Source organism: Prochlorococcus marinus XMU1412 (assembly GCF_017696315.1).
In the GTDB taxonomy this organism is placed as follows: domain Bacteria; phylum Cyanobacteriota; class Cyanobacteriia; order PCC-6307; family Cyanobiaceae; genus Prochlorococcus_A; species Prochlorococcus_A marinus_AF.
Genome location: NZ_JAAORJ010000004.1, coordinates 156388 through 177343, shown reverse-complemented (window position 1 = coordinate 177343; position 20956 = coordinate 156388). Strand labels below are relative to the sequence as shown.

Genomic DNA, 20956 nt, shown 5'->3' with positions numbered 1-20956 from the left:
TTTTGTCGGAATTTTTATTTGCATAATTTTTTCTTTAATAATATTTAAGAAAATCAATTTCATAACTTTTTTTTTAAGTCTTTTTATAATCATTTCTCCAATTCAATTATTTGCATTTACAAATGCGAGGTTTATTTCAATTTATATTTATTTAATTCTTGCTTTGGCTGTTTTAAATCTAATATATAATTTTAAAAAATATAAAATAGATATTTATAAATACTTTAGATTTAAAAATAAATATTTTACTAGTAAAAATTTAATAATATATTTAACTTCTTTTTTGATTTTGATTTTTTTTACTTATGAGATTTTTCCTGATAAATGGCGATTTGGAGATCATGATATTCTTTATTTTGGCTGGCTAAACGGCATATTTTCTCTTGATTATTCAGGTCCCATAAGAATACCCACTGCTTATCCATCAATAATGAGTGCAAATCATTTAACTCCTGGGTCTTTAATTATACCATTCACAATTTTTTCAAAAGTAAATATCATAAACTCATATAAGATTAAATTTGCCTTAATTTCTCTCGCATTTTTCTATTTTATAAAGACTTTTAATAATACAAATTTAGTTCTTAAGGTAGGTATATCAAGAATTAATAACCTTATATTAAATAATTCCTTTCTTATTCTTCTGTTTATTATTTTTGGAAGTGAGTTACAGTACAATCTTTCAGTTTCTAATTGGCCAATATTTATATTAATTTTGTTATTTTCATCTTTATGTATGAATCAATTAAACGAAAGTGAAAAATTAAATTCTTTTGAATTTTTGAAATATTCATTTTTATTCATAACTCTATTAACCATTGCAAAAGCTGTTACTTTTCCTATTTTCTCATTATCCATAATATTTCTTTTTTTTAATTATAAAAATACTTTTAGAATAAAAACTATTTTAAACATTTCAAATTTAAATATATTTTTGATTATAGTCTCTATGATTATTATTTCTATTATTGGCTGGACTATTCAAGATAGTAATCATGGTACATTAAGCGCTGCTTTCCCTCTTTGTTTAATAGATGGACTTGCTCAGCCTGAAGAATGTATTACATCTTTATTTAAGAATCCTTTTGAAAGATGGGTTATCCCTGGCAATATATTTTTGATAATACAAACTATATTTAGTCGTGATAGATTCCCAGGTTTTCAAGATTTCATATATATATGGTTTTTTTGTATCTTACCATGCATAATTTCTGGATATTTTTTGTTTAAAAAATCAATAATAAAAGAATTAAAATTTTTTGCTAGTTTTACAATCTTTTATGGATTGGCTACTGCATTTGGAGTAGTTATTTTTAGAACATCCTTAGGATATGATGGGATGACTACAGCGCATGCTTATTTGATTATTCCTTTGTTTATAATTTCAAATTTAATTTTAATTTATTTAACTTCCAACTTTAGTAATAATTTGTTTAAGAAGATAAGACTCCCTATACTTTTTTTACTTGTTACAGCTTTAATTTCTTACAATTATGCATGGACCCCTAATAAAGATGCTTACATTAGTATAAAAGAGAGTACTAAAGAGGATTTGGGCTCAGTTTCATTAACTATTTCTGAGATGAATAATTTTTATAAAAAAGATAATTCAATATGTACTACGGATAAAAAGTTAATTACTTTTTTCAAAGAGTTTCTAGATTTGAATAATTGTAATAGTAGTGATATTCAACATATATTTCACTCTATGAAAGGCATCAGATCAAATGCGGCATTTACTCACAAAAATAGTCTAATAAATGAATGGATAAAAGATAATAATTAAAAAATGAAAATATTTATTAAAACAATAATTTTTTTAGGAGTTTGTTCATCTGCTCAGCTTATTTTTATCCCAAATAGTTTAAAGCATATTTTTTGGAAAAATCAGCCTCTATATATAGATAAAATTAGACTTATGGCATCCACTTTATGTAAAGATAATTCAATTCTCTTAAATTCTATTGAGAAAGATTCTATTCTTCTTTTAGTATGCGAATTAGATCATTTGAAATATAAATAATATATATTTTTAAATCTTAATTCCAAGTTTTGTAAAAAAGTCTACCTAGAAGTTCTCGAATTGCAATCGAACTATTATTTAGATGCATAGCATTGGGAGCCCAATTTAATGGATTTAAAAAAATAGAGTACGAATTTACTTTCTGACTCTTAAAATCGACAGGGTATGGATATACAGTAATATTTTTTCTCTCGAAAAGTTTTTTTGCTCTTTGCATATGAAATGCACTTGTAACTAAAATAATTTTAGGACGTTTTTTATTAAACATACTATTAAATAATTTTTTTATTGCTCGTGCCTCTTGTTCAGTATTCAAAACTGGTGAAGTAGTATATAAATCATCTTTAGGAATACCTATAGATAATGCTTCTTTTTTATATAAATCTCCCTCAGGGGGTATTTCAGGAAAGTAAGGGTTAATGCCTCCAGTGAATATGAGATTTTCAGCCTTCCCGGACTTGTAAAGTTCTACTCCTGATAAGAATCTATCTGGGTCATACCATTCAATTATTTCTGAATTTCCTGGTGGTAAGTGTCTACCACCACTTAGCACTACAATAGCATCAGCATAATTCGGGGAATTAATATCTAATCTTTTCCAAGGATACTCTACAATTCTGGCTAAGCCATTTGATATAATACCATTACTAAATATATATAAAAAAGAAATTATTCCTAAAATAAACTTAGAACTTTTTTTAATACCAAAAATTAGTAAAAATGATAATGTAAGCCCTAATGGAGAAAAAATTAAAGGTAATAATTTGCTTAATAAAAAAATTATTTTTAGTATAAATCTAATTTAAAGATAATAAATTTTCTATAAAAATTCTATTAATTCTTGTTAATGATATTTAATGATATAAATACAATTAAAATTAACTTTAATGTTAAAAAATTATTATCCTAAATTTGTTTGCTAATTAACAAAACTTTCTTAAGATTAGCAAATAAATAAGAGAAAAATTTTAGAAAAAAAATTAATGCGAATAACTAAGGCTTTTTGGATTTGGGGGCAATTTAACGCGGAAGATACAAAATTTTTAAACTTAATAAGAAATAAAGTGTATTCAAATTTGCAAGGACCAAGATTTGATGTACATATTACTTTGGCTGGGCCATATTTAAGGCTTGATAAATCTATTTACGATTCAATGGATAATTATGCAAAAACAAATAAGTCTATTAATTTAAAAATTAAAAAATATACATTTGAAAAACATTTTTATAAATCAATATATATTTCGGTAGAAAATTCAATTAGATTACAAAACATAAGAAATTCTTTATTTAGAATGAAGAAATTTGATTCACATTCTAATTTTGATCCTCATATTAGTTTGATTTATGGTTCATTTAAAGAATCTGTTAAAAAGAATATTATAATAAATCTTCCTAAACTTAAAAATAATCTATTAATAAATAAATTATCATTCGTAGATGTTAATGAAAATATATCTCAATGGAAAATTATAGAGAATTTCGAATTGAATTAAAAAATAGAATAAATAAATGGAGCTATAACTGATCCTTGTGTAAATACTATTAATGTCCCCATTAAGACAATGGTTATTATTAAAGGAGCAAGCCAATACTTTTTACGTACTTTCATAAAGTCCCATATATCTTTAACTAGATCAAGAAAAGCTTCCATGATTAAAAAACTCTTTTTATGTCTATTTTATGGTTAATTCTAGAATCCTTATAAGTTTTACTAGATATTTTTTTTATTTTAAGTGGATCATATTTAAAAACTTTCATAATTAATGATATGGGTAGAAGTACAGAAAAAAATACAAGGCCAAGAATAATTCGACTATTAATCCAACCTAATATAAAACCTAATTTCATCCAAATTTTATATGGAAAATATAATAATTTAGGTGAAAATAATCCTAGAGTAAAGCTTAAAATTGTGATCCATAATGTCCATATCCTAAAATTATGGCCTGTAATAAGTGGGAATAAGAAGCCAATAAAAAGGGGGAATCCAAAACTAACTAAAAGTCCAAAATCTCGGAGTGTTTTTTTTGAAATTTTTTCTTTCATTTTAATCAAGCTCGAAACTTTGCATCCATTTTTCGTCTTTTTCTATTTTTGGCTGATCAATCTTAAAAAGAACTTGATTTTGTAGCACCAAAATATCCATTTCTGTTCTCATAAAACATCTGTAGGCATCTTGAGGAGTGCATACTATTGGTTCCCCTCTTACATTGAATGAGGTATTTACTACAAGAGGACAACCCGTTAGCTCTTTAAAAGATTTTATTAAATTATAGTAACGCGGATTAGTCATCTTACTTACTGATTGGACTCTAGCCGAATAGTCAACATGAGTAATGGCTGGCAATGTAGACCTTGGTATGTTCAACTTCTTAATTCCAAAAAGGCTTTTTTCATAATCTGTCATTGCTCGACATAAATCTTTTTTTACAGGAGCTACTAAAAGCATGTAAGGACTTTTTGAATCTATTTCAAATTGAGAACTAATATCCTCTTCAAGGACAGAGGGTGCGAATGGCCTAAAACTTTCTCGATACTTAATTTTTAGGTTCATAATACTTTGCATTTTCTGATTACGCGGATCTCCAATTATCGATCTACTGCCTAATGCTCTTGGTCCAAATTCCATAGGGCCATTAAACCAGCCTATTACTTTCCCTCCATCCAATTCTTTGGCAACCCTCATGAATAGATCTTTATCATTAAGACTTAAATAAGGAGCTTTTATAGTTTTTAAATAGCTAATTATTTCATCATTGCTAAACTCAGGTCCTAAATAAGTACCTTTCATAGAATCATTTAAATTCACTTTTCTTTCATTATCTTTATTTTGATACCAACCAACTAAAGCTGCACCTAGTGAAGAACCAGCATCTCCGCTTGCAGGTTGTATCCATATTTCATCGAATATTTTAGATTTAAGTAATTTGCCATTAGCTACACAATTAAGGGCTACCCCACCTGATAGACAAATGTTATTCAAACCTGTTTCTTCACGCAGACTTTTGGCTAACTTGAGAACAATTTCCTCAGTAACAACTTGAATTGAAGCTGCAATATCCATATGAAAAGTAGTCAGTTTTGTCTCTTTTTTACGAGGTGGCTGGCCAAATAGCTTATTAAATTTTTGTGATGTCATTTGGAATCCTCTATGGTATTTAAAAAAATCTATATTTAATCGATAGGAACCGTCTTCTTTTATATCAATTAGATTATCTTTTATGAGATCTGTATACTTTGGCTGACCATATGGAGCTAAGCCCATCAGCTTATATTCCCCAGAATTAACTTTAAAGCCGCAATAATATGTAAATGCTGAATAAAGAAGACCTAAGGAATGTGGAAAGTTTATTTCCCAAAGAGGTTTGATTAAATTATTTTCGCCAATCCATGCCGAAGTTGTTGCCCATTCTCCAACACCATCCATGCATAAGATAGCTGCTTTATTGAATGGGCTTGGATAATAAGCCGCCGCAGCATGTGATAAATGATGCTCAGAAAAAAAAAGATTTGGATTTTTAAATTTTTTATAATCTTGTTCATCATGAATAGATTTTAAATTGTCTTTAAGAATCTTTTTTAAAAAAAGTTTTTCTTTTAACCAGACCTGCATAGCAGCAATAAATGATCTACTGCCTCTTGGAGAAACTGCTAAATATGTTTCGAGAAGCCTTTCAAAAGTAAGTAAAGGTTTTTCATAATATATGACTTGATCAACATCATTAATCTGAATATTTTGAGATTTTAGACAAAATTTTATAGCGTTAATTGGGAACCCTGGATCGTGCTTAATTCTGGAAAATCTTTCTTCTTGTGCAGCTGATATTATTTCTCCGTCTTTTAATAATGTAGCCGCACTATCATGATAATAACAAGATATACCTAAGATATAAACAGACAAAGCTTAATCATAAATCATATACAAAATATCACAAATAATTTTTCTTGTAAATATTTTAATATTTTATAAAATCATTAAAAATTAAAATTATGAAAATAATTTTATAAATAAATTCTTATTAAAATCATTAAGTCTTTGTTTAGTCTTTTTTTAAAAGAGTTATAAATTTAGAGCTATATTTTTAAATTAAATTTAAAAATGATTTCAAAAAAAATTTTGTTAAGAGTATAAATTCTATATTATAGAAATCTATGAAGTTTATTCTTTAATAAATTTGAAAAGATAATCTGCAATAAATTTTGAGCCAATTTTATTTGTGTGTAACCCATCATAGAAACCATTTTTTGGTACTGGATAATCAATGAACATCCTTACTTTCGTTACATTTTTAAAATTGTCTGATTCATTTAAAACATTTTCTTGAATTCTAAAAATGTTTCCTAATGATTGACAATAAGAAATTACATCTTGCTTGTCCCAAGATTTTCCTGCCAATTCATAATTATTAATTGTTGGGACAAATTCTAATTGATTATTAAATTTACATTTTGGGTCTTGTTGCTGTACAACTAAAATTTTTGCTTTTGGAAAAATTTCTTTTGTGGTTAATAATAGTTTTTTAAATAAATAATAATAGTAATTAGTTGAATTATCATTGTATTTTTCTAAAGTTATGTATTCTTTTAATTGATTATTATTAATGTAATTTAATTTAGCACCATGTCCAATCTCTAATTTTTTTACTTTATCGTTAGATAATGTAAATTTGTTTTTTAAGGTTTTTAATTTTTTATAAATAAAAGATCTATTAGAAATAAAAAATCTAATTCTTGAAACTATACTTAAATCATCCATGTTGATATAAAGTTTATTTTGTTCGGATGAAACAAATTTAATGTCATTCACACCTATTAGAAAAAGGATGGTATCTATATTCTTTTTATTTAGAGTTTTTGAATGCCATCTTTCTATTGAATAAATGTGCCCTAAAGTACTTTGTCCGTCTACACCTCCATTTATTATATTAAATTCTCCTTTTAGATATTTATAAATATAGTCTTGAAAAGTTTCCCCATCACTTACATATCTTTGATCAGTAGTTGACCCCCCTATGGTTAAAATGTTTTTTTTATTATTGCTTGATCCTGAGATTCTATATCCATCTTTATTTCTTGAATAATTTATGATAAATGGTTCTTTTAAATTATATAAATGGCTTCCATCATACTTTTCACTAACTTTATATAAAGCATTGGGAATTGTTTGAACAGGAGAAATCTTTAACCAATTTCCTAAAAATAATTCAGATAAAAAAATAAAAAGAAAAAAAAATGCACTATTTGTTAGAATAATTTTTAAGAAACTGGTACGCATTTTAAATCAATTTATTAATCTTAATTTTAAAAAATTTTAAGTAGGAACTATTTATAGTTATGAATTATAAATTTATGAGCGCTAGCTGAGTATCCACCTTCATCAGTGTACTCAACATCATATTTATCAATTATTTCTCTGAAAGCTCTTTTTTCTCCTAAGTTAGGATTAGAAGCATTGCAGTTCCAATCATCAAATAATATAATCGCCCCTTTTGATATTATTTTCCTTTTAAAAAGGGGATCAAGAACATCTATTGCAGATTCGTAAAGGTCACCATCTATGTGGACAAGAGAAAAACATGATTCATCATTTATTAATGAGACAGTATCTTTAAACCAACCTTTGTAAACAAAAAATTTTTTTCTACTTATGTATTTGCATATTTGATTTTCGAATTCTTTTTTTGAAAGTCCTTTGCAAGTACCTTTGCTCCAAATCCCATCAAGAACATGAGGAGAATTTTTGTCAATATCATTTGTTGCTTCAGGTAATCCTTCAAAACTGTCAAAGAAATGCAAATTTTTATTTCCTCTTTTATCGTTTCTATATTCAAAATCTCTTAGATTTACAGCAGTAGCTAATGCAACAGCTGAGTATCCTGTCATTGTCCCAAATTCAGCTATGTCTCCTTTAACTCCCATCATATATGTATAAGAAACTGCCTTTGCCAGTTCTCTTGAAATGCTCAGATGGTGATCATCAATTTCTTTTATTACTACTTTATGAATCTCACTAAGATAAGATGAATTATTTGGCTTTTGAATTTTTAATTTCAAATATCTAAAAAAATGATTAAAGTTCCCTTCCTTAAAAATATTGATTGCGGTTATAATTTTTCTTGAAATTATTTTATAAATCATCTTAAGATAAAATTTAACTAATACTACCACTCATAATCTCATATTTATAAGGAAGATTTAAATTTATTAAATTTTGAACTAAGTGTTAAAAAAATTTTTTATATGATTTTGAAATGTAAAACTAAGCAAAGTAGTTCAAAATTTCAAAAATAATTAAAATAAATTGTTTTATAAAAATTTTTAAAGATATTTCTCAATTAAATTATTTAAATAAAAAATCAAAATCATAAAATCTAATATCTAGACTTTAAAAGTTTTTTTGAATCATTATCAAAGGCTTATCCAATTATAAGGAAATGTCTATAATGGAATTATTGCATTTTTAATATGAGTTCAGAATTAATTTCTAATACTAATAATAAGAATAATTATAAATATTGTTTAATAATATTTTTCTCTTTTTTAACTCTTTACTCTGTATTTTTTATTATTGGAGTTTTTTGGGAGAAAATTCCAAATTATTGCGTAAGTGATGAATGCGCATATTTTGCAAATGCAAAAAATATTTTTAAAGGGATTTATCAAGATCCTTTTAAAGATAGATTAGTCTCTCCAGGCTTTTCTTTGGTAATTGCGCCTTTTTTACTTTTGGATTTTGGAAGGAGATCAATAGTTTTTTTTAATATTGTTCTTGGATCTTTCACAATAGTAATAACTTATTTAACTTCAAAAATATTTCTATCAAGAAAGATATCTTTTTTCATAACTATAATTTGGGGGCTATACTACATCAAATTCCAACAGCTTTTTACTGCACTTACAGAGCCTTTCGCGTCTTTTTTAATAATTTCAATTTTTTATCTCATTTGCAGAAAAAAAATTAAAAAAGACGCCTTAAATTCTTTAAAAATAGGTTTTGTTTTGGGATTATTGTTATTGACAAAGCCTATTTTTGTTTATGTAGTAATTCTTTTATTTATTTTAATAAGTATTTGGTTGTTGTTTGATAGAAAATTTTTTCCTATATTTTTATCCTTAATATTAGCTTTTTCGATGACTTTACCTTACCAAAGTTATACTTTTGGTAAAACAGGCAAAATTTTATTTTTCTCAAATATTTCAGGCGAAAGCTTATATTGGATGTCTACTCCATACAAAGGAGAAATGGGAGATTGGAATAATGACCAATTCAATTCAAACTGTCAATCTTTAGAAAATAGTGGGCCTAACTGCAATAGTTACTTAATTGAAAAAAATCATGGTGAATTTTTCAGAAGTATAGAAAATTTAAATATGGTAGAGAAAAATCAAAAATTGACGCAAAAAGCAATCTCAAATATTAAACAATATCCTATAAAGTATGCAAGGAATATCATAAATAATGTAAGCAGACTTTTTTACAACATACCAAGTAGTTATTTTTATCAAAGAGATATAACAATATTACGTTTAATTCCAAATTCAATTTTATTTTCAATGATTTTATTTTCTTGCTTAATAAGCTTTAAAAAGATTAATAAATACCCAAGCGAAATGATCTTTTGTATGGTTTTTATATTTATTTATATAGCATTATCTTCATTAGTTTCTGCATATGCACGAATGTTAACTATTGTTGTCCCTTTTATTTTGATATGGTCTTTTTACTCAATTAATCTTTGGCGAAATTACTATGAATTAAAAGATAAGTTTTAGTTTTTTTATACAATATATGAAACTTTAATTTAAAATTGTATATTTTTTTTTATTGATGCTATCTAAATAATATAAGATCTAAATTTATGTTAACAGTCGCAATAATTCCTTGTTACAAGACTCCGGACAAAGCTCCTTTAATAGCCTCAAAATGTCTTAATTATGTCAATAAAGTGATATGCGTAGATGATTGTTGTCCTTTTAATACAGGTGATAAAATTGAATCTGAAATAGAAAATAAAAATATTTATGTAATAAGGCATCAAAAAAATTTAGGAGTAGGTGGTGCTCTGAAGACAGGTATTATTCATGCCCTAAAGATTAAAGCAGATATTATTGTGAAAATAGACTCTGATGGGCAAATGCCTCCTGAATTAATTCCAAATCTTATCAATCCTATAAAAGAAAAAAATTTTTATTTTTCTAAAGGAAATCGTTTTCGAGATTCAAACATTGTTAAGAAAATGCCTGCCTTAAGACTTGTTGGAAATGTTTTTCTAAGCTTCTTGACTAAACTTTCTACTGGTTATTGGGAATTATTTGATCCAACTAATGGATTTATTGCTTTTAGATCAGATATAATTAAGAATATAGATTTAAGAAAAATTGATAATAGATATTTTTTTGAGACTGATTTGCTTTTTAGATGTTCTATTAATGAGATACTAATACATGAAATTCCAATGAATGCAATTTATGGTGAAGAAGTATCAAATATGTATCCAATTTTCGAAATACCAAATTTTTTCTTTAAACATATTTTGATTTTTATAAAAAGAATTTTTTATCATTATTTTCTTTATGACTTTAATCCAGGCAGCATAAGTTTTATCATTTCGTTTTTATTTGGTATGGCTGCTATTATGTTGGCTGGTATAAGTTACTTCTACGCTCTATTAAATACTCTAGAAACCCCATCAGGTATACAAACATTATTTCTTGCATTTTTATTAATTTCCTCAAATTTTGGAATAAATTTTATTTATTATGATGCCTCCCAAAGACCTCTTTTCAGGAAGTTGCGCTCAATTTAATATTGATTCTAAATTATGAAAATATTTATATTTTTCTTTTTAAAAAAAATAAATAATTACTTTTCTATGGAAAATTTCTTAATATTTAATAATTTATTATTTTAAATTCTTTGTTTTGAATAAAAAGAGATTAACAATTATAGAGTTGAATGAGTTTAATGATAAACTTTTGCTTAATGCAGCACATTTGCATAAGTTAAAAAATATCGAAAAATTATTAAACTTTAAAAATATAAATACAAAAAGTCAGGATGATAGAGAGCATCATGGTCTTGATCCTTGGGTGCAATGGGTATCTATTCATACTGGGGTACCTCATAAATTGCATAAAGTAGATCATCTAGGTGATGTGTCAAATTTAAAACATCCGCAGATTTGGGAAGAGGTGGGAAGAAGAGGTTTTTCCTCAGGTATCTGGGGAGCTATGAATGCTTCTATAAATAATGCAAAAAATTGTAATTTTTTTCTTCCTGATCCATGGACATATTCACAGAAAGCTAAACCAGAAAAATTAAATAATTTTTTGGCTTTACCAAGATTTTATTCTAAAAATTATTTATCCTTGCCTTTAATAAGACTTCTAAAAAATTCTCTGAGGCTTGTTTATTTTATTTTTTTTCAATTTAAATTATCAGAATTAGTAAATGAAATTTTTATATCATTAAGATTAATATTAAAAATTGGTTTAAATGGAAACCTCTTATTCTCATTATTTGATTTAATATCCACAAAGGTATTCCTTAAATATAAGAGGAAATTTGATCCAAATTTTTGCATTATTTTTCTTAATTGTTTAGCTCATGCTCAACATGAAGTTTGGAAGAAAGATGTTATAGAAAAAGATCTTTTGATGACTTTGAAAATAGTAGATAATATTCTAGGTATGATTTTTAGACAATTAAAGGATGATGAAGCATTAATTGTTCTAAATGCTTTAGGACAAAAAAATGTAGATGGAAAAAAATACTGCATTTACCGGCAGATTGATCCCGAAAAATTTTTGGATACATTGAAAATAAAATATTTGTCCTTAGAGCAATGTATGACGAACGAAAGCCATATCTTCTTTAAAAATAAAGAAGATAAAGATCATGCACTCAAATTACTTGAATTAGCTTCAATAAATGGAGAAAGATTATTTCATATAGTTACTTATGAAACTCAGCAATTAAAATTATTTTATCAATTTGATTATTTTAAAGCTTTAGATAAAGGAACAAAGTTCTGCATTTTGGATAAAACATATGATTTTTATGAACATTTCTCTTTGTTAGGTGAAAGAACAGGAGCTCATATACCTTTTGGTAAAGCTTATTATTCAAATATTACAATGAAGGAAAATATAAATAATGAGAAAATATTTAAAATCGTACTTGATTTTTTTAAAGAAAGACATAACAAATAAATATGTACAAAAATTTATTGTGAAAATTAAATATTTTTTTTCTAATCAAAAAGTAAGATTTTTAAAAAATGCAGTAATAGTTTGGTCTACAACCCAAATATTATTACATGTTTCACTTTTGTTTTTCCCCATATCTTGGTCTGTATTTATTAGTAATTGCTTTTATGTTCCGCTTGGTTATTTTTTTTATGGGAGGAATGTTTTTGGTGTATATAAATTTAAAAATTCTTATTTTCAAAAGTTTGTTCTTCTTTCAATAATAAATTGGTTTTTGAATACTTTTGGAACTTCTTTAGTTCATTCATATAACATTAATAAAAATTTATCTGCATTTATAGTTATGCCTTTTTTAGCTGCCTTTTCTTACATAACTCAGAAGTATATTGTATTTAAGTCTTCGTTTTAGATTATATAATTTTTAATAAATTGTTTTTAAAATTAACTTTTAAGTCCCATTTAAAATTTTAGTCTGAAAAAAAATATATTTATGGCACATCATTCCAAATAAAAGAAGTACTAAAGTTAATAGTCTGATCTTTAATTTCATCTCCGAGAAGAAGAACATATACTGGGAATTTTGGCATTTTAAAATTTAACTGCCAAAATTTCTTATTTTTTTTATTTCTAAAAGAAGATACGCTGGGAATTAAAAGCCTTAGTAAAAAAGTTATTAATTTAGTACTATTTTTTTTATCATGATAAACGTTTAAATTATCTATGACTTGAATTGGAATAAATTTATGTATTTGCCATAAAGCCAAGAATGAGTTTTCATTTATTTTGTGATGAAAACTTTTAAAGCAATTAAGCCTTGATTTAATTTGTTCTTCATCAATATCAGTGATAACTACATTTCTTGTATTAAATTTTTTTATTTTTAAGTTTGTTAGAAAACTTACTATAGGAAATAGATCAATACAAGTATATACAGTATTCACATATTGCCACTTCAATAATTTGATCCATAAAGATTCAATTTTTTTGTTTGGAAAACCGTATAAAAAAGATAATTCTTTTATATCTTTTTTGACTGAATCTAGTGATTTAAAAACCCCTTTCTTTATTGAGAATGGATTTACAATCCCTTCATAAGGGAAGCATGTATCTTGAAGATGTAATCCAATTACTTCTTTTCTTTTGTATTTGAATTTTTTTGGAATAAAAGTATAAGCTCCTACAATAATGTCATTGCTATCGTCATAAAATAAACCATGATAAGAGTAACCCTTATATGTAGTTAAATATTTTTTAAGAAGTAACTTCTGAGATACTTTTTTATTAAAAGAATCCTTGAAAAGCTTTGCTAAATCATTTAAATCTGAATTTTCAAGTTCGTTAGTTTTTAAGATTTTGAAAGTAATAGACATATATTTATTTTTTTCTCCTTATCAAAATTATCTAATTATATATTAGCTTTTTAAGTATTAAACTTCTGTGAAAATATTTTAAAAATTTTTCAAGATAAGAAATATATAATTTTCCCTTTAAAGATATTATTGTGATTAGTCCTTTATTCTAATTTATTTAGAAAATTTATATTTAAATAAATCCTAAACTATTGATTAAATATCATCAAATTAAAATTGAGCAAGTTTCTTTTTACCTGATAAAAATCTATATATGTCATATGAAATACCTAAAAACTTTTTTCTATTTGGAAAATCAGAATACCATTTTAAAGGCATTTTCATTATTTCCTTTAAGTCATTTACACTATATCCCAATTTATATGCTATGAATTCTAATTCGTTTTCAACATTTATTGATTCCCAAGGATTTTCTTTTAAAATTTTAAGAGCATTATTTCTGCTAATTCTTTTTTGCAAAATATCAGTTGATAAATGAGCTCTTCTATAGTCAAACTTATTTCTTTTAGGCTGGTAAATTAACTGACAGAATCTTGTGTAAGTTGATTCACAATGTTTCCCAACTGGACTTTCCCATCCAATTTTCAGTCTTAGTTCCTCCTTAGCTAACTCTTTATCATAATAAATGTGATTTAAGGGATGAATCGTATTTATTTTGTGAATGAATCTATGCTTCAATTCATCTCGAAAACCAAATTTTACTGGTTTGAATAAAGATTTTGAATACCCTGCTCTCGCAATAACAGATTCCGCAAATAAAGTATCTTTGACGTTATACATCCAAGCTGCAGGTAAGATACCCTCATTAGATATATTACCTCCTGTTAATATTGTTTTTATTTTATATTTAGCAGCAAATCTACTTTGAATTGATAGGATCGCGCTGTCAGTTGGGAGCTCAATATCTGGCAATCCGGATTCTATAAATATTCTTTGTAGTAACTTAAAATTATTCCAATTTAGTACATCGCATTCGTAATCCACTCCTTTTAAAGAGACCAATTTATTTATATTTCTAATTGAAACTGGAGTGTCCCAACCATTATCTAAATGCACAGCGAGTATCTTTAATCCGGCTTCTTGGGCTAATAAAAGAACTGATGAACTATCTGTACCTCCACTTATTCCAATCAAAACGTCATGGCTTTTAGAGTTGGAATTATTTTCTTTTATTTTATCAAATACTTTTTTTAAATTCTCACGATTTGAACGATTATTTTTTAAATTTTTAACTTTTTTTTGTAAGAAATAATTACAGTGATTACAATTACCTTGATCATCAAACATAATCCAAGGATCACTGGTATCCATTACGCATCTATTGCAAATTTGATATTTTCTCTTGGGGGCTGATGTTGTCATAAGAGATTATTAAGTAAGATTATCTTCAATTTTTTCTTTAATTTCTCCGTATTTCAGCAAAACATTTTTCGTGTTTGTAGCATAAACAAACAATGTTGAACAAGCAATTCCGGAAATATTAGTTTTATTTATTAACTCTTTGATATCGTTAGTATTCCCACATCCTCCTAAAGCAACAAGGGGGATTTTTAATTTTGAGTTTAATCTACTCATTAGATCAATATCATAACCATTTTTTTTGCCATCTCTATCTATATTATTTATGATTAATTCTCCAGCTCCAGCATCTTGACATTTACAAGCAACTTTAATTATGTCGTTATTAGGAATTTTTTTCTTTCCGCTGAAAAAGTTATAAGTGCCATCTTGCGATTTTTTTACATTCAAAATTGCCGTAATTGAGGAAGATCCAAACTTACTTGATGCCTCTCTAAGGAAGTTAAAATTATCGTTTAAGTTTTCTCCTATTACTACTTTTTCTACTCCCAAAGATAGTAGATCTTTTATTTCTCTAGAATTTTTAATTCCTCCTCCTACAGAAAGAGGAACAGTCGTAAAGTTCGATAGGGCTTGGACAAATGCGTATGGTATGCATCTATTATTTGTTGCGGCATCAATATCTAAAACCAATAATTCATCTACTTCATAATCACTAAAGATATATGAAGCATTTAGTGGATCACCAATATAATGCCTTTTTGTGAAATTTACTGTATTTACTAGATGCCTTTCATTATCTATTAAAAGTGAGACAATTAATCGTTTTCTAAGCATTCTAACTAGACCTAGGAAATGGATAAAAAATTTTTTAAAAGAGTAAGTCCTTGGGATCTGCTTTTTTCAGGATGAAATTGTACTCCAAAAACATTTCTTTTTTCTGCGATGGCAACCCATTCAATTTCATGCAAATAGTTAGCTGTATTGATTATATTAGAGTGATTTTTTCTTATTCCATATCCATTACTAAAAAAAAATAATTGATTTTGAAATTTAATATTTCTGAATAGTTTTAATTGTTTATTTATATTTTCTATTGAATTCCAACCCATATGAGGAACTTTAATTTTTGTTTTGTTACAAGGATTGATTTTAATTGTTTTCATTGGAAAAATTCCTAAACCATTTTCTTCCGGTGATTCTTCACTTGAGTTTGTAAGCAATTGAAAACCTAGGCAAATGCCCAAAATTGGCACGCCTGATGAAACTAGATAATTCAAATTCTCTATCATTTCATTTTTTTTTAAGGATTTTATTGCTTCTCCAAAATGCCCAACACCTGGAAGAATTAAACTTTTTGATTGTTTTAATTTTGTTTTATCAGTAACTAAATATGGTGAAGAACCTATAGTTTTTAAAGCTTTAAATAACGAAGCTATGTTTCCTGTGCCATAGTCTAAAATTCCGACTTTAGGAAATTTATCCATTTTTTAATAAAAAAAATTTATTCATTATCTTATTAATAACTTTAGTTGATTTACTTTTCTATAAGTTATTTATTTACTAAAATTAAATTTAGAATATTAAAGTTATAAGCAAAATCTTTAAAATTAATTTCAGGTAAAGGAATATAGGGATTGTGAAATTTGCCATGTCTAGAATATAAACCATTTATACTCATAGGATTTCTATAGTAGAAGTTATCATATATTTTTTTTGGAAAATTGTATTTTTCTTTTAAAGCTTTGCGAAAAGTTAAAGGATTATTATCTTCGTCATTTAATACAAAGAATGGCTCTATGGTCTCTACACCTATCCAACCTTTTGAAGTTTTTGCTTCTGATACTGCATGGCTATCCTGCTTAGGAACAATTGCTGAAAAAATACCATATTTATCAGTTGCTAATAAAAAGATTCTTCTGCTTTCGAATCCGTAATATGTAAGAGTCTTTTCAATAAATCTTGCTCTATCATAACAACAACCAAAGTTATAATTTATAAAATTAATTGGTTCAACATCGATCAACCCTGTTCTACATTTTTCAGAATTAACTAGATTCTTTTGTGCAATTTGTATCGTTTTTATGCATTCAATTTCACTTTTATAATCAGATATTTTTTTACATTGCTTATCAACATTTAACATTTTGATCGCACGAATATCCTCTTCTGAAAGATCTTTTTTTACATTTATAGAACTAAAAAAGTACTTTGAAGTTATTATTAAAAAAAAGATAAATATTAATTTAATTGATTTAATTAAATCTAATTTCATTAAATAATCTAAATAGGTTTTTAATGATTGTAGTTTAATAAAGTTTATTTTTTTTAGGGAATTATGTAGAAACTTAATTTTATATGGTCTAAAACTATAAAAGATTTATATTGAAAAAAAGTAAATTTTCAATGTTTTACGTCTTACCAATGATATTTTTGTCCCTATTTTCAGTTAGGGAGAGGCAAAGGATTGATAAGTATATATTTTTATTTTTAGTACTTATTTTAACTGTTTTTATAGGCCTAAGATTCGAAGTTGGTTCTGATTGGACAAATTACTTTATACATACAATTCTTGAAAAAGAAAAAACTTTTGCTGAGCTTTCTAGCAAATTTAAAGAGCCAGCTTATGCTTTGTTTTTATGGATAACAAATATTACAAATACAGGAATATTTGGATTGAATGTTTTGAATGCAATTGTTTTTTCTATTGGATTAGTTTTCTTTTGCAGTAACCTTAAATACCCTTTTTTAGGAATATTAATTTCTTATCCTTATTTAGTAATTGTTGTTGGGATGAATTATGTTAATCAGTCTGCCGCTATTGGAGTAGAGTTAATTGCACTAACTTTTTATCTTAAAGGAAATTATAAACTTTATTTTGCTTTTTTAGCTGCTTGTATTCTATTTCATGCTTCTGCGGTTTTCTTATTGACAATACCGCTTGTAGAAAGGGTCGTTAACTTTAGGAATAAAAAGGCTTTTATTTCTATGATATTTATATTAATCTTTTCATATTTTGTGGTTAGCTTTTTCTTTTTAGACTTCTTTCAAAAAACTTATACTTATTACTTTACTAAAAACTATAACGCGGGAGGATTCATTGTTAAAGGGGGCATCCTATTCTCTTATGCCTTAGTATTTTTCATGAATCAATTAAAAATGCCTTTTACTAATATTGAAAGAAGTTTATTGAATACTTTATCAATAAATGTTTTTGGATTGATTTTTCTATCTTTTTTTACAATATTATCTCAATCTTCTGCCGTCATATATAGGCTATCTCTATACCTTTATCCAGTTCAAATTATTTTGTCAGATAGATTTGTTGAAAATAAGTTGTTTAATATTCCAAGGCAATCATGGCGTTTGTTTTTTGTGGGATTTTATTTTTTAACTTTAATAGTTTGGTTAGGTTTCTCAAGTCATTCTAGCGATTGGTTACCTTATAAGAATTTCTTCTTTCTTGGCATAAAAGATAAGTTAACTTATTGATCCGATGAATTTCTAGATCCTTAAAAAAATTTAGTGCTTAGATACATATTATTAAGCAAAAATTTTTTTATTATAATTTCTTTTTTAAAGATAATAAAATTTGGATAATAATTTCTAAACTATAAGATTTTAATTAATGACAATAATTGTTACTGGAGCAGCTGGATTTATTGGATTTCATTTATGTAGGACTTTATTGAATAATGGGGATACTGTTATTGGAATAGATTGTGTAAATAATTATTATGATGTTTCTCTAAAAAAGGCTCGTTTAGAAATATTATCTAGTTTTCAAGATTTGTTTGTATTTAAAAAAGTATATTTGGAAGATAAGCAATCAATAGAGAATATTTTTCAAGAATTCAAGCCTAAAAAAGTAGTTAATTTGGCAGCTCAAGCTGGCGTTAGATACTCTTTGGAAAATCCTGATGCTTATATAAATTCAAATTTAGTAGGTTTTTTAAATATTTTGGAGTCTTGTAGAAAACATAAAGTTGAACATTTAGTATATGCAAGTAGTAGTTCAGTTTATGGTGGGAATATAAACATGCCATTTTCAGAAATGCAAAATGTTGATCATCCAGTTAGTTTATATGCCGCCACAAAAAAAGCAAATGAATTAATAGCACATTCTTATAGTCATCTCTATGGAATTCCATCAACTGGATTACGGTTTTTTACAGTGTATGGTCCTTGGGGGAGGCCTGATATGGCACTATTTTTATTTACAAAAGCAATATTCGAGTCAAAACCAATTAAGGTATTTAATGAAGGGAATATGATTAGAGACTTTACTTATATTGATGATATTATTGAGAGTGTTATACGTGTTATTAACAAGCCTCCTGGAGATAATTTAAATTTTAATAAATCAAATCCGAATGCCGCCTCAAGTTGGGCTCCACATAAAATATTCAACATCGGAAACTCAAATCCCGTAAAATTAATGAACTTTATAAAAGCTATTGAGGATGCTATCGGAATAAAAGCAATCAAGAATTTTGAGCCAATACAACCTGGAGATGTTCCAGCTACTCATGCTGATACTAAACTTTTGGAAAACTGGATTGATTTTAAGCCAAAGACTTCAATAAATGAGGGCATAAGAAATTTTGTTGAGTGGTATAAAAGTTTTTATAATATTTAGTCTTTAATGAGTTTTAAACTGCCAGATAATGAAAAATGTACTATTGCTATCATTGGGTTAGGCTATGTAGGACTACCTTTAGCATTAGAATTTGCAAGAAAAAAATACTCTTGTATCAAGAAAAAGAAATTAAATAGAAAAATAATTGGTTTCGATATTAGTCAAAAAAGGATACATGAATTAGACAATGGAATTGACAAAACCAATGAATGTGATCTTTCTAAAATAAAAAAATTAGATAATCTAGAATTCACAAATGATATCGCTGATTTAGATTTAGCTGAAGTTTTTATAATTACTGTACCTACTCCAATAGATGATGCTAAAAAGCCTGAACTTAGTGCTCTTAAAAAAGCTTGCAAATTTGTAGGAATCGCATTAAAAAGAAATATATCTTTAGTTTCTCCTGTAGTAATTTTTGAGAGCACTGTATTCCCTGGTGCTACAGAAGAAATTTGTATACCAATTATAAAATTAAATTCAGGATTATCAGTTTATGATAAATTAGAAAATATTAAGTCCTTTGGATTTGGTTATAGTCCAGAAAGAATTAATCCTGGAGATGATAAACATAAATTAAATTCAATTACTAAAGTTACAAGTGGTAATAATGAAAAAGTTGCAGAATGGGTTGATTCTCTTTATTCATCAATTATTGATGCTGGAACTTATAAAACAAAAACTATAAAAGTTGCTGAGGCTGCGAAAGTAATTGAAAATACACAGAGGGATTTAAATATTGCATTGATAAATGAATTATCAATAGTTTTCCGAAAATTAGATATTGATACTTTGCAAGTTTTAGAGGCAGCAAAGACAAAATGGAATTTCATACCCTTTGTTCCTGGATTGGTTGGTGGGCATTGTATTGGAGTTGATCCTTATTATTTAACTTTCAAATCTGAACAAGTTGGATATTCCCCTGAAGTTGTACTGGCTGGAAGAAAAATAAATGATGGGATGGCGACTTGGTATGTAGAACAGATTATTCTAGAAATGGTAAAAAGAGGTATGAAAATAGTTTCAAGTAATGCATTAATCCTTGGCTTTACATTTAAAGAAAATTGCCCTGATATTAGAAATACTAAGGTCATTGATATGGTAAGAGCATTTAAGCAGCATAGTATTAAAGTGGATATATTTGATCCTTTTGCAGATAAAGAAAATGCGAAGGATTATTATGATATTGAAATTCATAAAGAACTAGGATCAAATAAAAAGTATTCAATTATTGTTGTAGCAGTCGCCCATGATGATTTCATTGCATTTGATTATGATAATTGGAAGTCTTTATGCAATGAAGAACATATTATTTTAGATTTAAAAGGTATTGTACCTCTTGAGTTAAATCCAATAAGGCCTTGAGAACTTTCTTTGTTTTAAGTTAATTTACAGATAAATAATTGATAAAAA

Annotated in this window: 21 protein-coding genes; 10 read left to right on the top strand and 11 right to left on the bottom strand. The window is 26.4% G+C overall.

The window, feature by feature from the left end:
• Positions 1 to 283 precede the first annotated feature (283 nt).
• On the top strand, positions 284 to 1786 hold the full coding sequence (locus HA152_RS07405; RefSeq protein WP_209135110.1) for a hypothetical protein: 1503 nt from the start codon (positions 284 to 286) through the stop codon (positions 1784 to 1786).
• 3 nt (positions 1787 to 1789) lie between these two features.
• Positions 1790 to 2023 (top strand): hypothetical protein, encoded by a 234-nt coding sequence (locus HA152_RS07400; RefSeq protein ID WP_209135109.1) that lies wholly within the window; start codon positions 1790 to 1792, stop codon positions 2021 to 2023.
• 16 nt (positions 2024 to 2039) lie between these two features.
• Here HA152_RS07400 and HA152_RS09995 read toward each other — a convergent pair whose 3' ends face one another.
• Positions 2040 to 2576, bottom strand: coding sequence for a YdcF family protein (locus tag HA152_RS09995; protein ID WP_308789026.1), 537 nt, complete (start codon positions 2574 to 2576; stop codon positions 2040 to 2042).
• Positions 2577 to 3006: 430 nt separating this feature from the next.
• Between HA152_RS09995 and HA152_RS07390 the strand changes: the two genes are divergently transcribed.
• Positions 3007 to 3519, top strand: coding sequence for a 2'-5' RNA ligase family protein (locus HA152_RS07390; RefSeq protein ID WP_209135108.1), 513 nt, complete (start codon positions 3007 to 3009; stop codon positions 3517 to 3519).
• Here HA152_RS07390 and HA152_RS07385 read toward each other — a convergent pair.
• From HA152_RS07385 to HA152_RS07365, 5 genes are all read right to left on the bottom strand, one after another.
• Positions 3516 to 3677 carry a DUF5989 family protein gene (locus tag HA152_RS07385; protein ID WP_209135107.1) on the bottom strand — a complete coding sequence of 54 codons (162 nt, stop codon included), beginning with the start codon at positions 3675 to 3677 and terminating at the stop codon, positions 3516 to 3518. The genes HA152_RS07390 and HA152_RS07385 overlap by 4 nt on opposite strands.
• A gap of 2 nt (positions 3678 to 3679) precedes the next feature.
• Positions 3680 to 4072, bottom strand: coding sequence for an SxtJ family membrane protein (locus HA152_RS07380; protein ID WP_209135106.1), 393 nt, complete (start codon positions 4070 to 4072; stop codon positions 3680 to 3682).
• Position 4073: 1 nt separating this feature from the next.
• Positions 4074 to 5927, bottom strand: a complete 1854-nt coding sequence (locus tag HA152_RS07375) for a carbamoyltransferase family protein (protein ID WP_209135105.1) — start codon at positions 5925 to 5927, stop codon at positions 4074 to 4076.
• Between the two features lie 258 nt (positions 5928 to 6185).
• Positions 6186 to 7301: an SGNH/GDSL hydrolase family protein gene (locus tag HA152_RS07370; RefSeq protein WP_209135104.1), complete on the bottom strand. Its 1116-nt coding sequence runs from the start codon at positions 7299 to 7301 to the stop codon at positions 6186 to 6188.
• A 47-nt stretch (positions 7302 to 7348) separates the two neighbouring features.
• Positions 7349 to 8080, bottom strand: a complete 732-nt coding sequence (locus HA152_RS07365) for a TylF/MycF/NovP-related O-methyltransferase (protein WP_209135102.1) — start codon at positions 8078 to 8080, stop codon at positions 7349 to 7351.
• A 411-nt stretch (positions 8081 to 8491) separates the two neighbouring features.
• Here HA152_RS07365 and HA152_RS07360 point away from each other — a divergent pair, with 411 nt between their 5' ends.
• From HA152_RS07360 to HA152_RS07345, 4 genes are all read left to right on the top strand, one after another.
• A complete protein-coding gene (locus HA152_RS07360; RefSeq protein WP_209135100.1) occupies positions 8492 to 9799 on the top strand; it encodes an ArnT family glycosyltransferase in 1308 nt (435 codons plus the stop codon).
• 86 nt (positions 9800 to 9885) lie between these two features.
• Positions 9886 to 10833, top strand: coding sequence for a glycosyltransferase family 2 protein (locus HA152_RS07355; protein ID WP_209135098.1), 948 nt, complete (start codon positions 9886 to 9888; stop codon positions 10831 to 10833).
• 115 nt (positions 10834 to 10948) lie between these two features.
• Positions 10949 to 12238, top strand: coding sequence for a hypothetical protein (locus HA152_RS07350; protein WP_209135096.1), 1290 nt, complete (start codon positions 10949 to 10951; stop codon positions 12236 to 12238).
• 19 nt (positions 12239 to 12257) lie between these two features.
• Entirely contained in the window at positions 12258 to 12644 is a 387-nt protein-coding gene (locus HA152_RS07345; RefSeq protein WP_209135094.1) for a hypothetical protein, read from the top strand.
• Positions 12645 to 12723: 79 nt separating this feature from the next.
• Here the strand turns inward: HA152_RS07345 and HA152_RS07340 are convergent, their stop codons facing one another.
• From HA152_RS07340 to HA152_RS07320, 5 genes are all read right to left on the bottom strand, one after another.
• Positions 12724 to 13605: a hypothetical protein gene (locus tag HA152_RS07340; protein ID WP_209135092.1), complete on the bottom strand. Its 882-nt coding sequence runs from the start codon at positions 13603 to 13605 to the stop codon at positions 12724 to 12726.
• 210 nt (positions 13606 to 13815) lie between these two features.
• Entirely contained in the window at positions 13816 to 14967 is a 1152-nt protein-coding gene (locus HA152_RS07335; protein ID WP_209135090.1) for a hypothetical protein, read from the bottom strand.
• 9 nt (positions 14968 to 14976) lie between these two features.
• A complete protein-coding gene (locus HA152_RS07330; protein WP_209135088.1) occupies positions 14977 to 15741 on the bottom strand; it encodes a HisA/HisF-related TIM barrel protein in 765 nt (254 codons plus the stop codon).
• Between the two features lie 11 nt (positions 15742 to 15752).
• Positions 15753 to 16391 carry an imidazole glycerol phosphate synthase subunit HisH gene (gene hisH, locus HA152_RS07325; RefSeq protein WP_209135086.1) on the bottom strand — a complete coding sequence of 213 codons (639 nt, stop codon included), beginning with the start codon at positions 16389 to 16391 and terminating at the stop codon, positions 15753 to 15755.
• Positions 16392 to 16456: 65 nt separating this feature from the next.
• On the bottom strand, positions 16457 to 17179 hold the full coding sequence (locus HA152_RS07320) for a hypothetical protein (protein WP_209135083.1): 723 nt from the start codon (positions 17177 to 17179) through the stop codon (positions 16457 to 16459).
• Positions 17180 to 17310: 131 nt separating this feature from the next.
• On the opposite strand from HA152_RS07320, the gene HA152_RS07315 reads away from it, so the two are divergent.
• The 3 genes from HA152_RS07315 (at position 17311) to HA152_RS07305 (ending at position 20908) form a co-directional block, all read left to right on the top strand.
• Positions 17311 to 18396 carry an EpsG family protein gene (locus HA152_RS07315; RefSeq protein ID WP_209135081.1) on the top strand — a complete coding sequence of 362 codons (1086 nt, stop codon included), beginning with the start codon at positions 17311 to 17313 and terminating at the stop codon, positions 18394 to 18396.
• Positions 18397 to 18532: 136 nt separating this feature from the next.
• Entirely contained in the window at positions 18533 to 19543 is a 1011-nt protein-coding gene (locus tag HA152_RS07310) for an NAD-dependent epimerase (RefSeq protein WP_209135079.1), read from the top strand.
• 6 nt (positions 19544 to 19549) lie between these two features.
• Positions 19550 to 20908, top strand: coding sequence for a nucleotide sugar dehydrogenase (locus HA152_RS07305; RefSeq protein ID WP_245211233.1), 1359 nt, complete (start codon positions 19550 to 19552; stop codon positions 20906 to 20908).
• The last annotated feature ends 48 nt before the right edge of the window (positions 20909 to 20956 follow it).

What these genes read in the sequence shown, in the direction of transcription:
- HA152_RS07400 (WP_209135109.1), top strand. Translation starts at nt 1,790, where the DNA reads ATGAAAATATTTATTAAAACAATAATTTTTTTAGGAGTTTGTTCATCT.
- HA152_RS07390 (WP_209135108.1), top strand. Translation starts at nt 3,007, where the DNA reads ATGCGAATAACTAAGGCTTTTTGGATTTGGGGGCAATTTAACGCGGAA.
- HA152_RS07385 (WP_209135107.1), bottom strand. Translation starts at nt 3,677, where the DNA reads ATGGAAGCTTTTCTTGATCTAGTTAAAGATATATGGGACTTTATGAAA.
- HA152_RS07380 (WP_209135106.1), bottom strand. Translation starts at nt 4,072, where the DNA reads ATGAAAGAAAAAATTTCAAAAAAAACACTCCGAGATTTTGGACTTTTA.
- HA152_RS07370 (WP_209135104.1), bottom strand. Translation starts at nt 7,301, where the DNA reads ATGCGTACCAGTTTCTTAAAAATTATTCTAACAAATAGTGCATTTTTT.
- HA152_RS07360 (WP_209135100.1), top strand. Translation starts at nt 8,492, where the DNA reads ATGAGTTCAGAATTAATTTCTAATACTAATAATAAGAATAATTATAAA.
- HA152_RS07355 (WP_209135098.1), top strand. Translation starts at nt 9,886, where the DNA reads ATGTTAACAGTCGCAATAATTCCTTGTTACAAGACTCCGGACAAAGCT.
- HA152_RS07340 (WP_209135092.1), bottom strand. Translation starts at nt 13,605, where the DNA reads ATGTCTATTACTTTCAAAATCTTAAAAACTAACGAACTTGAAAATTCA.
- HA152_RS07335 (WP_209135090.1), bottom strand. Translation starts at nt 14,967, where the DNA reads ATGACAACATCAGCCCCCAAGAGAAAATATCAAATTTGCAATAGATGC.
- HA152_RS07330 (WP_209135088.1), bottom strand. Translation starts at nt 15,741, where the DNA reads ATGCTTAGAAAACGATTAATTGTCTCACTTTTAATAGATAATGAAAGG.
- hisH (WP_209135086.1), bottom strand. Translation starts at nt 16,391, where the DNA reads ATGGATAAATTTCCTAAAGTCGGAATTTTAGACTATGGCACAGGAAAC.
- HA152_RS07320 (WP_209135083.1), bottom strand. Translation starts at nt 17,179, where the DNA reads ATGAAATTAGATTTAATTAAATCAATTAAATTAATATTTATCTTTTTT.
- HA152_RS07315 (WP_209135081.1), top strand. Translation starts at nt 17,311, where the DNA reads ATGTTTTACGTCTTACCAATGATATTTTTGTCCCTATTTTCAGTTAGG.
- HA152_RS07310 (WP_209135079.1), top strand. Translation starts at nt 18,533, where the DNA reads ATGACAATAATTGTTACTGGAGCAGCTGGATTTATTGGATTTCATTTA.
- HA152_RS07305 (WP_245211233.1), top strand. Translation starts at nt 19,550, where the DNA reads ATGAGTTTTAAACTGCCAGATAATGAAAAATGTACTATTGCTATCATT.